General features: G+C 60.1%; 13 protein-coding genes. 3 read left to right on the top strand and 10 right to left on the bottom strand.

What is annotated here, in order from left to right; translation table 11 throughout:
- Positions 1 to 3: 3 nt before the first annotated feature.
- From NZ740_00865 to nqrA, 10 genes are all read right to left on the bottom strand, one after another.
- The gene (locus tag NZ740_00865; protein MCS6770559.1) at positions 4 to 276 is read right to left on the bottom strand and encodes a 4Fe-4S binding protein; all 273 of its coding nucleotides are present in this window, start codon (positions 274 to 276) and stop codon (positions 4 to 6) included.
- Between the two features lie 184 nt (positions 277 to 460).
- Positions 461 to 1777: an OmpA family protein gene (locus NZ740_00870; protein MCS6770560.1), complete on the bottom strand. Its 1317-nt coding sequence runs from the start codon at positions 1775 to 1777 to the stop codon at positions 461 to 463.
- Positions 1778 to 1859: 82 nt separating this feature from the next.
- Positions 1860 to 2225 (bottom strand): hypothetical protein, encoded by a 366-nt coding sequence (locus tag NZ740_00875; protein MCS6770561.1) that lies wholly within the window; start codon positions 2223 to 2225, stop codon positions 1860 to 1862.
- Between the two features lie 5 nt (positions 2226 to 2230).
- Positions 2231 to 3115 (bottom strand): lysophospholipid acyltransferase family protein, encoded by an 885-nt coding sequence (locus NZ740_00880; protein ID MCS6770562.1) that lies wholly within the window; start codon positions 3113 to 3115, stop codon positions 2231 to 2233.
- 204 nt (positions 3116 to 3319) lie between these two features.
- On the bottom strand, positions 3320 to 4558 hold the full coding sequence (gene nqrF, locus NZ740_00885; protein ID MCS6770563.1) for an NADH:ubiquinone reductase (Na(+)-transporting) subunit F: 1239 nt from the start codon (positions 4556 to 4558) through the stop codon (positions 3320 to 3322).
- 35 nt (positions 4559 to 4593) lie between these two features.
- A complete protein-coding gene (gene nqrE / locus NZ740_00890; GenBank protein MCS6770564.1) occupies positions 4594 to 5208 on the bottom strand; it encodes an NADH:ubiquinone reductase (Na(+)-transporting) subunit E in 615 nt (204 codons plus the stop codon).
- Positions 5209 to 5217: 9 nt separating this feature from the next.
- Positions 5218 to 5823: an NADH:ubiquinone reductase (Na(+)-transporting) subunit D gene (locus tag NZ740_00895; GenBank protein ID MCS6770565.1), complete on the bottom strand. Its 606-nt coding sequence runs from the start codon at positions 5821 to 5823 to the stop codon at positions 5218 to 5220.
- 9 nt (positions 5824 to 5832) lie between these two features.
- Positions 5833 to 6564, bottom strand: a complete 732-nt coding sequence (gene nqrC / locus NZ740_00900; protein ID MCS6770566.1) for an NADH:ubiquinone reductase (Na(+)-transporting) subunit C — start codon at positions 6562 to 6564, stop codon at positions 5833 to 5835.
- Positions 6551 to 7726, bottom strand: a complete 1176-nt coding sequence (locus NZ740_00905) for an NADH:ubiquinone reductase (Na(+)-transporting) subunit B (GenBank protein MCS6770567.1) — start codon at positions 7724 to 7726, stop codon at positions 6551 to 6553. Before NZ740_00905 ends, nqrC begins: the two co-directional genes overlap by 14 nt.
- A 1-nt stretch (position 7727) precedes the next feature.
- Positions 7728 to 9095: an NADH:ubiquinone reductase (Na(+)-transporting) subunit A gene (gene nqrA / locus NZ740_00910; protein ID MCS6770568.1), complete on the bottom strand. Its 1368-nt coding sequence runs from the start codon at positions 9093 to 9095 to the stop codon at positions 7728 to 7730.
- Between the two features lie 345 nt (positions 9096 to 9440).
- Here nqrA and NZ740_00915 point away from each other — a divergent pair, with 345 nt between their 5' ends.
- The 3 genes from NZ740_00915 (at position 9441) to NZ740_00925 (ending at position 12993) form a co-directional block, all read left to right on the top strand.
- Positions 9441 to 11009, top strand: coding sequence for a 2-isopropylmalate synthase (locus NZ740_00915; GenBank protein MCS6770569.1), 1569 nt, complete (start codon positions 9441 to 9443; stop codon positions 11007 to 11009).
- Positions 11010 to 11311: 302 nt separating this feature from the next.
- Positions 11312 to 12175, top strand: a complete 864-nt coding sequence (gene aroE, locus NZ740_00920) for a shikimate dehydrogenase (GenBank protein ID MCS6770570.1) — start codon at positions 11312 to 11314, stop codon at positions 12173 to 12175.
- Complete coding sequence (locus NZ740_00925) at positions 12172 to 12993, top strand: prepilin peptidase (GenBank protein ID MCS6770571.1); 822 nt, start codon at positions 12172 to 12174, stop codon at positions 12991 to 12993. The genes aroE and NZ740_00925 overlap by 4 nt, the downstream gene beginning before the upstream one ends.
- Positions 12994 to 13098 lie beyond the last annotated feature (105 nt).

A 13098-nucleotide genomic window follows, 5' to 3' on the forward strand; every position in this document is an offset into this window, starting at 1 on the left:
ATCTTAGGATAGCGGCTTCTTAGGATGCGTGATCAGCGGGAGAACTTTGGCGCGCTCAGCGTTAAGCTGAATGTAATGCTTCCATTTTTCGGGCACGCGCTGGGCGGGAAAAATCGCCTTGGTCGGGCATTCCGGCACGCACGCTCCGCAATCGATGCACTCCACCGGATCAATCACGAGCATTTGCTCATCCTCGTGAAAGCAATTTACGGGGCACACCGTCACACAGACGGTGTTCTTGCAACCCACACAAGGCTCTGTCACAACATGCGGCATTGCGGTCAATCTACCCGCGTGGGGCGAAATCGTCATCCATGCGACAAACCAGGACTCGCCCTAAAATCCAGAAGAGATCGTGTAATCGATCCTACTTCAACCGCTGAGCTTCACTCGGTCTCCCGGACCGGCGCAGATCGGCGGGAAAGGTGAGAAGCCAAGCCTCCGAGGGGCAAGCTCTCGCCTATGGGGACGGGCCAGCGGTCGGTTCTCCGGTTTCAACCTTGATCGGCTCTCCCGAGGTGGCGTGTACGGGCGCCTTCCCGCTGGGTCGAATGTAAATCTCCGTTCGGCGGTTGCGCTGCATGTTTTCCTCGGTGTCGTTCGGGGCGATCGGCCGCGTGAAACCGTATCCGACGGCCGTCAGCCGCGAGCGGTCGATCCCGCCAACTGTCGCGATGTAGTCCAACACCGCGCGCGCGCGCCGTTCGGACAGCCGCATGTTGTACGAATGGACCGACTTCGGCCGGCGATCGGCGTGCCCCTCAATTCGAGCCGTGGCGCCCGGATCGCGCTGCAACACTTTGATGATCACGTCCAAATCCTTGTGGTATTGCGGTCGAAGGTTGGCCTTGTCGTAGTCGAACTCGATCTGCAGCGTGAACAACATCAAATCGTCCGCCTTGTTGAGGGGATCGGTGTTGTCTTCGATCACTTCATGGCCATCGGCTACGCCACCGGCATCCGTGTCGCGGTTGACCGGATTCGTTTTGTGGACAAGCACCTCGGCGCCATCGGTCAACCCGTCGTAATCGGTATCCGGATTTAGGGGATCTGTTTGATGGGTGCGAACTTCCTCAAAGTCGGACAATCCGTCGCTGTCCGTATCCGGATTGAACGGATCCGTTCCAAGGTTTGCTTCCTCGGAATCCAATAGGCCGTCTCCGTCGCTATCGATGTCCCCGCCAGTCACGGCATATACCGGCTTAACTGCGGTTCCCCATCGATAATTCAGACCTGCAAAGACGTACTGATTGAACTCGGTGTCTTCGCCGACTACGGCCGACCGGTAATCGAGTCGCACCGACCACGCATCGTTGAAGTGGTAGAACAAGCCGCCGCCGAGATTGACGAGAAATTCAGGCCGGCCGCCGGGTAACTCCTTCTCATAATACATCATGCCTAGGCCCGCCGACAAATAGGGGTCCCATCGAAGGTTCCGGGTGCTGCGGAGGTGGAGCAACCCGTCGACGCCAAGTCTCAGGCCCCAAATATCCTCAGAGAGGAAATCGCGCGCCGGCGCGAGCTTCGTGTTGTCCTGCAGAGATGGGCCGTAGTCGACGGAGACCTCGGCCCCCACGAATTTGTTGAAATCATACCCGAGGCGAAGTCCAAGGAAGGTGCCATAATCAAGCTGCTCATCACCCTCGTAGTGCATGTAGCCGGCTCCTGCGCCGACATACCAGGGGGCCTCTTCAAACAGGTCCCGCTCCTGGGCGCGCACGATATGACAGCCTAACAACACAACAGCCGCCAAGAGAATCGATCGAAAGCATTTCATGCTAATGCAAACTCCCAAAGCGCCCTCCGGGCGCAAGTTTTCCTTGCGGTATAGCACAGCAAACCCCGAATGCAAGCGCGGATCAAATGTGAAGCAATCCCGTCAGCAGCGACACCAGCAGCAACAGGCAAAGACCCGTCAGCGTAATGGACATCCACGGCATCGGGCTTCGGTCGATTCGGCGACGATGCAGCTTGGCGGCCGTTGCCGCAACCGAGAGCGTCAGGGTCAGCAACAGTACGCCGAGAAAGGCCAGAAAATTCTCCCTGGCGTGGACCGTCTTAACGCCCGCCTTTCCTACCAGCGGCAGAATCATGCATAGAAACAGGAAACTGAGACCGGCTGCGATGGTGAGGGCGGTCCCCGCCCCCGCAAACAGCGGGCTTACGCTCTGATGTGCGTGTCGGTCGCCAGATTCTGGACGGGCCATGTCTGATAATGCTCCCATTTGACTCAGGTTGTACCCGGACCGGCCGGCGCCGGCAAGGGCTGGGTCCGCCAACGCCGGTGCATCCAGATCCATTGGTCCGGATGCTGCCGTATAACATCTTCAATGATTCGCGTATAGCGTTGAGTCGCGTCCTGAATGGTTTCCGGCCTGCGGTCCGCCGGAGGATCCAGCGGCGGCAGAATTCGGACCCGATGCGACCCATCCGGTTCCCGCACCATGAAAACCGGCAGAACCGGCGACTGCGCGTGCGCGGCGAGATAAGCGAGGCCGGGTGTTGTACACGCGGGCCGCCCGAAAAAATCCACGAATATGCCTTCGTCGCGCGTCATGTTCTGATCGAGGATAAATCCAAGGAATTCGCCGCGCTTGAGCGTGGCAAGACAGGCCCGATAGGACCCGTGCGCGGGAAGCAGCTTCAAACCGATTCGCGCTCTCGCCTCCTGCCAGTAGCGATTCGCCCCTGCGTTTTTCAGCTCCTTGGTGATAATCGTCAGCGGCACGCGGCGCGCCGCCCAGGGACCGAGCAAGTCCCAGTTCCCCAGATGCGCCGTTAAAACCAGCACGCCCCGCCCACGCTCTCTTGCGCGCTCCACGTGCTCCATGCCGTCCGCGCGGACCATGGCATCCAGCTCCGCATCCCGACCGCCAAACCACCGAATCACCTCGACGTAATTGACCGCCAAATTCTGATAAACCCGCCGAAGCCGGCGCTTGAGATCCCGCCGCGATGCGCCGGGAAAGCAGCGCGCCATGTCCGCCAGGTTGGTCTCACGATGCTTGCGGAGGGCGGCGAAAGCGATGAGGCCGACGCCGCGGCCGAAAGCTCGGGCGACACGCAGAGGCAGGGCGCATAAGATCCGCTCAACCCATTTCAGCATTCGGTACATGACCGACTGCGAGTCTACTCACCGCCGGCCCATTGCGACATTGTTTTTGTTCCAGTCGACCCCCTCCGAAAACTGGCGCGACGATCGCCAGCGCACCAAGACCCGCAGAACCAAGAATTGCCCAGGGATGGAATCGAACGAGGTGCCTAAACGCGGCGAGGGCGGCCGATAGGGCCGCCCTCGCATCTCCGGATGCGAGTAGAATCAGAACTCGTCGTAAGCGATCTGCTCTTTCTCGACGCCGAGGTCGTACAGCATCTTGTTCACGGCCGCGATCATCGGCGGCGGACCGCACAGATAGTACTCAATCTCCGTCGGATCGGGATGATTCTTCAGGTAATTTTCATAGACAACCTGATGGATGAAGCCTTTGTACCCGGTCCAATTGTCTTCAGGCAGCGGCTCGCTAAGAGCGACGTAAAACTTGAAGTTCGGATGTTCGCGCTCGATTTTGCGGAAGTCCTCCTCATAAAACATTTCGCGAAGCGACCGCGCTCCATACCAGTATGAAACCTTGCGCTTCGTCTTCTTCGTGAGGAAGAGATCGAAGATGTGGCTCCGCAGCGGCGCCATGCCCGCGCCACCGCCGATGTACACCATCTCCTTGTCGGTATCCTTGGCAAAAAATTCGCCGAACGGACCGCTGATCCACACTTTGTCCCCGGGCTTCAAACTATAAATATAGCTCGATGCAATACCGGGCTTCACGCCGGGCATGTTCGGCGGGGGCGTGGCAATACGTACATTGAGCATCACAATATTACCCTCCGCAGGGTGATTGCCCATGGAATAAGCCCGGAAACAGGGCTCCTCATTTGTAACTTCCAGATCAAAGAGCTTCAGCTTCTCCCACGCATCCCGAAACTTCGGATCAATGTCGAAATCTCGGAATCGGATGTGATATTTCGGGATGTCGATCTGAATATAGCCGCCAGCCTTGAAATTCAGATTAACGCCAGGCGGCAGATCCACGATGAGTTCCTTGATAAACGTCGCGACATTTCGGTTCGATCGAACCGTTCCCTCAAATTTCTTAATTTCAAGCACCTCGGGTGGAACATGAATTTTCAGGTCATTCTTCACCTTGAGTTGGCAGGCCAATCGGGTGCCTTGCTTAGCCTGCTGCTTATTGATATGGCCCGTCTCGGTCGGCAGGAGAGAACCTCCACCCTCGAGAACCTGGCATTTGCACATCGCGCAGGTGCCGCCGCCTCCGCAAGCGGAGGGCAAAAAAATCTTCTGATCAGCCAGCACGCTTAGAAGCGACTTGCCCGGCGGCGCTTCAATCACCTTAGCCCCGTCGTTGATGTTGATCTTGACTAACCCGGCGGGAGCCAGTTTTTTCGACGCCCAAATGATACCGAGCACCAAAAAAAGCGTCAGGCCAGTGAAAACGGCCACACTTGCGGAGACATAGGTAAGATCCATGACGGCGACTCCCATCTATCTAATTGTAAATCCCATTCGCGGCACAAACCTTACAATTTGATTCCGGCAAAACTCATAAATCCCAGCGCCATTAGGCCCGTCATGATCATGGTCATCCCGAGCCCTTTCAGCCCCTCCGGTATGTGGGAGTAGCGAAGCTTTTTGCGGACCGCGGCAAGTGCAACGATCGCAAGCGCCCAGCCTACCCCCGACGAGACGCCGAAGACCGCCGCATGAGGCAAATCATAGCCCCGTTCATTCATGAGTAGCGAGCCGCCGAGAATCGCGCAGTTCACGGCGATGAGCGGCAAAAAGATGCCGAGCGAGGTGTAAAGCTTTGGAAAATACTTGTCCAAGGTCATCTCGACGATCTGAACCATGAAGGCAATCGTGGAGATGAAGCAGATGAATGTAAGGAACGAGAGGTCCAGCGATTCAAATCCGGCAATTCCCGTCCACGCCAACGCGCCCGGCTCCAGAAAATAGGTTTTGATAAACCAGTTGGTCGGCACCGTGATCGTCTGGACAAAGATCACGGCAAGGCCCAGGCCGGTAGCCGTCTCGACCTTCTTCGAGCAGGCGAGAAACGAGCACATCCCCAGGAAGAACGACAGAAGGATGTTCTCGACGAAAATGTTCTTGATGGCGAGATTGATCAGGTCCATGGCGCCCCCCTATGCGGTCTCAAATTTCCGAATGATCTGGCGCTGCGCCCAGATGAGCAGCCCGAGGCAGAAAAACGCGCCTGGCGCTAGCAGCATCAACCCGTTGCCGATATATCCCTCGGGCAGCAGCCGGATGCCGTGCCACGTGCCAAAGCCGAGGATTTCGCGAATCGAGGCCACTGTGACCAGGACGGCGCTGTAGCCGAGGCCGTTCCCGATGCCGTCCAGCAGCGAGGGCAGTGGTTTGTTCCCCAAAGCAAACGCCTCCAGGCGCCCGAGGACGATGCAGTTCGTGATGATCAGACCCACGAACACGCTGAGCTGGCGACTGATTTCAAAGACGTAGGCTTTCAAAATCTGGTCGGCCAAAATGACCAGTGTGGAAACGACAGCCAGTTCGATGATGATCCGGATGCGGGAGGGGATGAAATTTCGGATCAGCGAGATGATCAGGTTTGAAAACGCGGTCACGGTGGTGAGGCTGATGGACATCACCAGCGCCGTATCGACCTTCGTCGTGACGGCCAACGCTGAACATATGCCAAGAATCTGAATGGTAATCGGATTGTTGTCCGACAGCGGGTCGACGACGATCTTCTTCAATTTTGAGGCCATGGCACTCTCCTACGAGCGTCGAATCAACTTGAAATACTTTTCGTACAAATCAAGGTCCCGATTGATAAATTCGGTCACGCCCTTGCCGGTCAGCGTCGCGCCGCTAATGCCATCGACCGCGTGGTCATTCCCCTGGGGATAGCGGTCGGCGACCGTACCTTTGACGACTTCAAACGGGACGCGCTGGCCGTCCCGCCAGATCACTTTGCCCTTGAAGTTGTTCTGGAACCAATCCTTCTCCACCTCGCCGCCCAGGCCCGGCGTCTCCCCGTGCTTGTAAAAGGTTACGCCGGCAATCGTGGCGAGATCCTTGTTCAGGGCAAGATAGCCGTAAATAGTCGACCAGAGGCCCTTGCCCGAGATCGGGATGGCATATTTGACAACCTCGCCATTTTCCTCATAGGTGTAGAGGGGCAGGCGCTTTCTGGCGGCAACATCCTTGGGATCAACATCCGCGCTGGTAAGACCTTCAATTGGCTGGCCCGTCTCGCCGTCAAGAATGATCTCCCGAATTTTTTCCCTGAAAATCCGCTCGACCTCCGCGCTGCTGATCTGGCGGCCCTGCTCATCGCGAATCGCATAGCCAAATGCCTTTAGCACGTTGAGCTTGCGATCCATCTCCACATTGTACTCCTGCTTGGCCTTCAGCGCCGACGCCGCGGCAGACAGGACGAGACTGCACGCAAGGCAGACGGCGACCGCAAAGCCGACGACGTATCCGTCCCCCCTAGGCGTAGACATGGCGAGCCCTCCTCTTGATGTGCGCCTGCACCACGTAATGGTCGATCAGCGGCGCCATCACATTCATGAACAAAATCGCCAGCATCACCGCCTCCGGATAAGCGGGGTTGGCGACACGAATCACCAGAATGAGGAAACCGATCAGGAAACCATAAATCCACTTGCCGGCGTTCGTCGCCGCCGCCGAAACCGGATCCGTCGCCATGAAAACAATCCCGAAGGCAAAGCTGCCGATCACCATGTGATACCAGAACGGCAGGTCGACCAATGGCTTCAGATTCGGGCTTCCAATCGCCTGCATCAGATACGACCCGAAAATCAACCCCAGCACGCCGCCTACCATGATCCGCCAAGATCCAATTCCGGACAGGACGAGAATCGCCGCTCCGATGAGGCAGGCAATAACGGACGTTTCGCCGATGCTGCCGGGCTCAAGGCCGATGAGCATTTTCTCAAAAGTAAAGCCGGCTTTCTCGAGCGTCTCAGTGATGGTCTCGCCCGCGTGAGGGACCATGCCGATGCCGAGCGGCGTGGCATAGGTAAAACCGTCCGGTCCGCTTACCCAGACCTTGTCGCCGCTGATTTGCGCGGGATAGGCAAAATAGAGAAATGCGCGGGCGGTGAGCGCCGGATTGAGCACGTTGAACCCCGTACCGCCAAAAATTTCCTTGCCGATCACGATGCCAAACGTGATGCCGAGCGCTACCTGCCAAAGCGGAATGGTTGGCGGCAGCGTCAGCGGAAACAACAGCCCGGAAACCAGAAACCCTTCGCTGATCGGGTGTTTCCGTACAATCGCGAAGAGAACCTCCCAAAAGCCGCCCACGGCATAGGACGTCAGAATAATCGGCAAGCAGATGGCCAGTCCCTTGAAAAAATGGTCCCAAAACGTCGCCCCCGCCACCTGGTGAGCCAGGTTGTGCTGATAGCCCGCATTGAAGATGCCGAACAAGGTCGCGGGGATCAGCGCGAAAACCACCATGATCATCGTCCGCTTGAGGTCGAGCTGGTCGCGGACATGCGGCGGGCCGTGCGTCACTTCCGCCGGCGTCAGCAGGAACGTCTCATTGGCCTCATGCAGCGGATACAGCCGCTCGAACTTCCCGCCCGGCAAAAAAAGCGGGCGGATCTTCTCCAGGTGCTTCTCCAGAAACGCTTTCACGTCAAATGCCCTCTTTTTCGATATCTTCCAATCCTTTCCGGATGATCCCAACTAAATCCATTTTTGACGGACATGCAAATGCGCAGACCGCATAATCCTCCGGCAGCGTTTCCAGAATCCCCAGTTTGATCGCCTCCTCCGTGTCGTTGGCGAGAACGGCGCGGACCACGTAATCCACCATGATATTCAGCGGCATGTACTTGTCGTAGAGGCCGGTCAACACCATCGGGCGCAGCTCGCCGTGCTGATTCGTGCCCAGCGCCCACTCACGTTTCAGCCCGCCCAGCCAGGGCGACAGAAACGCGCGCGAAACACTGAAATACGAAAAGCCGGGCATCGCCCAACCGAGAAGATGACGGGTCCGGTCCTCCGCCAGCACGGTATACCCGTTGTCCAGCAACCGCACCACATCATCCGCTGCCACCTTCTCTCCGCTGAAAATATCGCCGCGGATCACTCGCGTCTCGACCTTTATCAGATGGGGATCCAGCCAGGTCTTCAGCGGCTGGCCGATGCGCACGCGATAGTATTTGCGCCGACCCTCCTGCACCGCCGGCCCCCCAAGCGAAACGATCCGATGCGACGGCACTTCGCCGTTCAGCAACAAATGTCCAATCTGCAAGAGGTCGACCGCCTTGACGGTCCAAATCACGTCGGTCGGCTTCATCGGGTCCAGCCGGCTGATGTGCACGCTGGTATTGCCGGACGGGTGCGGCCCCTCAAACGTATGAACCTCCGCATTCTTCACGTCCGTCAGGGCGGCCGCGTTCTGGCGAGCCCCATCAAGGCAGAGAAACACCTTCCCTGGAGTAAGTTTCGTCAGCGCGTCGATCCCGGCCTGAAATGCCGTCTCACGGCCCTTGATCATCACGTTGATGTCCGGCTGATAAGGACCGGTCGCCATCCCATTCACGAAAATCGACTTCGGCGTTGCCTCCGGATTCGCCGCGCGCCCAAACGGACGCTGCCGAATCAACTGGATCAACCCCGACTTTAAAAGCACATCGAGGATCTCGGCGCGGTCGGCCTTCCGAACCGCCGCCGGATCGAGACGGGGATACGGCTCGACGTCGTCCCCTTCAACCTGAATCGTGATCCGCTCCACCACTCGCCTCGGGCCCAACTGGATCGACGTCACCACGCCGGCTGCCGGCGCCGTCCCGCGCATCGCGGGGTTCTTCTTGTCGTGAAACAGCGCCTGGCCCCGTCGGACCCGCGCGCCCTCCTGCACGTCCAGCCGAACCTTGATTGGCCCAAATTCCGGCGGGATCACGGCAACAGCCGTGGATTCCGGCGCATCTGCAATCTCCGGCTCCGGCGCCCCGACCAACCGAATATTCAATCCCTTACGAATCGTAAACGATGCCATATTCCGTCCTTCCAAATTCAGCCCCCGGCGGCCCGTAAATGCCGCAGAGTACTGGCAAACCAATGGTTGTCAATGTCGCGCCTGCAAAAAACGACTCTTCCACCGCCGCCGCTTGACGTTGTCCCAAACCCATCCTATATGTCTCTCTATGGCTTTGGATCAATCCAGCGCTCGCGCTCTCGCATTGATTCTGCGGCGCCTGCTCGCCCTTCGCGCGGCGGTGGGTTGATCCCTCCTCGTTGCCGGTCCCCGGGCATCGATGGAAGACCCACCGCCGCAACCCGCGGGAACGGTATTGTTCTAAATTTGTTCATCCCTTCGGATTTCCAACATGGGAATTCCAATATGACGCCAGACAAATCCAAACAGGTCCTCATTTTCGATACCACATTGCGCGACGGCGAACAATGCCCGGGCGCAACGATGAATATTCATGAAAAACTCGAGGTCGCCCGGCAGCTCGCTCGCCTGAACGTCGACATCATCGAGGCCGGCTTCCCCATCGCCTCCCCCGGCGACTTCGAGGCCGTCCACCGCATCGCCCAGGAGATTCGCGGCCCCGTCATCTGCGCCCTCGCACGGACCAAAGAGATCGACATCCAAAAGGCCGGCGAGGCGCTCGCGCCCGCGCCCCGCCGCCGCATCCACACCTTCAGCTCCGGCAGCGACATCCACCTCCGGAACATGCTGAAAATGTCCCGCGAGAAAAACATCGAAATGTCCGTCAAAGCCATCCAACTCGCGCGGACCTTCACGCCGGACGTCGAATATTCCGCCCAGGACACCACTCGCGCCGACCGCGTCTACCTCGCCGAACTCTATACCGCCGCCGCCGAGGCGGGCGCCACCACGCTTAACATTCCAGACACCGTCGGCTACGCGGTCCCGGACGAGTTTGCCGAACTCGTCGCCTACCTCATCGAACGCGTCAAAAAACCCGGCGTCGTCTTCTCCGTCCATTGCCACAACGATCTCGGCCTCGCCGTCGCCAATTCCCTTGCGGCCGTCAAAGTTGGCGCCCGCCAGATCGAGTGCACCATTAACGGCATCGGCGAGCGCGCCGGCAACTGCTCCCTCGAAGAAGTCGTCATGGCCATCCGCACCCGCGCCGACGCGCTCGGCGGTCTGTGGACCGGAGTCAACACACGCGAAATCATCCGCAGCAGCCGCCTCGTCAGCCGCATGACCGGCTTCGTCGTCCAGCGCAACAAGGCCATCGTCGGTGCGAACGCCTTCGCGCACGAGTCCGGCATCCACCAGGACGGCATGCTCAAGGATCGGCAAACCTACGAAATCATGCGCCCGGAGGATGTCGGCCTGCACGGCACCGAACTGGTCCTCGGCAAACACTCCGGCCGCCACGCCCTCGCCAAGCACCTCGAAAAAATGGGGTTCAGCCTCAACGAGGCCGAGCTCGACACCATCTACGCCCGCTTCAAGGACCTCGCGGACAAAAAGAAATTCGTCTACGACGATGACCTCATCGCCCTCGTCCAGGAACAGGCCGAGGACACCCCCCGCGTGTGGACCCTCGAATCTATGCAGGTCACCACCGGCTCCCACTGCGTCCCCACCGCCACCGTCCGCCTCCGCCACGGCGACACCGTCACCACCGACGCCGCCTGTGGCGACGGGCCCGTCGACGCCACCCTCAAGGTCATCGACCGGATTACCGGTGTCGACGGCACCCTCGAGGACTTCTCCCTGCAGGCCATCACCAAGGGCGAAGACGCCGTCGGCGAAGTCTCCCTGCGCGTCCGCTTCGGCAGCGAGGCCGTTCAAGCGAAGGGCTCTAGCACGGATATCGTCGAGGCCGCCGCCAAAGCCTACCTCAACGCGCTCAATCGGTACCTATACCTGCAGAAACACAAACAGCCCAAGGCCGCCGACGCGCCCGCCGCAAACCGCGTCTAGGCGGAAGGATGGCCGAATTCCGTACTCGCATCCGACCCGAGCCCCCGCCATACTCCGCCGCCGTCGCCCCCGCTCCGCGAACCGCGGCGGAATCGCGGAACGTCCATGCTCATGCTATGGAATTTACAAAGCATGGAAGCCCGCGCAGGGCGCTTTTACATTGCATGGAAATTTTTGAAGGAGATTTTCCATAGCATGGAAATTTCCCGCGCCGATTTTACAGGCGATGGAACCGCCGTGGCACCCGGAACTCCCTGTCGAGCCGCCCGCCGCGCCGCCCCGCCCCACCTGAGGAGGATCGCATGAATATCACCGGATCGACCCGCCCTTTCGCCGTCCTCGGACACCCCATCCGACACACCCTCTCGCCGGCGATGCACAACGCCGCCTTCGAGGCACTCGGCTGGGACGCGATCTATCTGGCGTTTGACGTCAAGCCCGACCGGCTGGCGACAGTCCTCCCCGCCATGCGCTCCATGGGGTTCGGCGGCGTCAACCTGACCATCCCGCACAAGGAGATCGCCTTCCGGCTGCTCGAGCACCTCGACGACTCCGCCAGACTCCTCGGCGCGGTGAACACCGTCCAGTTCGCGGAGGACGGGCGGCTGGTGGGGCACAACACGGACGGCTACGGCTTTCTGCGCGCGCTCGAGGAGGCATTCGGGCGGACAGTCGAGGGCGACGTGGTCTTCATCCTCGGCGCGGGCGGCGCCGGGCGCGCGTGCGCGTTGACAGCCGCCCGCCACGGCGCGCGAGCCGTGACGCTGTCGGACCTGGACCTCGAGCGCTGCCGGCGCGTGGCCGAGGAAATCCGTAGCCTCTTCCCGGCGGTCGAGGTCCACGTCGCCGCGGGAGAGTCCGAACAGACCGCGCGCGCCCGCGAGGCGGATCTCGTCGTGCAAGCGACGCCCGTCGGCATGAAAGACGGCGACGAAAGCCTCCTCAAGCCCGACGCCTTCCGGCCTGGCCAACGTGCATTCGATCTCATCTACCACTTGCCGAGAACGGTCTTCATGAAAGCCGCCGCCGCGGGCGGGGCGCAGACCGCCAATGGCCTCGGCATGTTGCTGCACCAGGGCGCGCGCGCATTCACCATCTGGACGGGCGTCGAGCCGCCGATCGAAGCCATGCGCTCCGCGCTCCGCAAAGCCGTCTACGGCATATGAGCGGCGCAGCGTGGACCGCTTACTTCACGCTGCTGTCCTTTTTCGGCGGCGCGTGCGTTGGAAGCTTCATCAACGTCTGCATCCACCGGATTCCGCGGGGCGAGTCGATCATCCGCCCCCGCTCGCGCTGCCCCTCGTGCGGATCGCCCATCCGGTGGTACGACAACATCCCCTTCGTCAGCTTCCTCCTCTTGCGTGGCCGCTGCCGCGACTGCAGAGGCCGGATTTCGCTGCGCTACCCGTTCGTCGAACTGCTGACGGCCGTCCTCTTTCTCGGCATCTGGAACGCGTACGGCTTCGACCCCCGCACGCCGGTATACATGGCCGCCGTGGCGGCGTTGATTGCGGCGTCATTTATCGACCTCGATTTCATGATCATCCCGGACCGGATTTCTCTCGGCGGCATGGTCGCGGGACTGGCCGTCAGCGGGCTGCTCCCCTCGCTCCACGGCAAAACGGAGTGGACCGAATCGCTGCTCGATTCGCTGATCGGGCTGTCCGCCGGCGCCGGCCTGCTGTTCGCGGTCGCTCTCCTCGGGAAGCTGGTGTTCAAAAAGGATGCGATGGGACTGGGCGATGTGAAATTGCTCGGCGCGATCGGCGCCTTGCTCGGCTGGCAGGCTATATTATTTACGATCTTCCTTTCCTCCCTGCTCGGCTCGGCGGTCGGCGTTGCGCTCATCGCGTCCGGCCGCAGCGCATGGCAGAGCCGGATTCCCTACGGCCCCTATCTCTCCGCCTCAGCCGCCATCTGGATCCTCGGCGGCCACTCGTGGTGGAAGGCCTATCTCGAATGGCTTCTCGGCCCGGCAGCATAAGCTGACACGACGGACTTTGGGCATCAAACTGCGTCGGGTGCGGATCGGCTTGCCCACGACGCGGGCCAGCCCGGCAATGCCAGGCGGTTTCGCACTGGAGTGGTA

The organism is Kiritimatiellia bacterium, assembly GCA_025054615.1.
Classification (GTDB): domain Bacteria; phylum Verrucomicrobiota; class Kiritimatiellia; order CAIVKH01; family CAIVKH01; genus JANWZO01.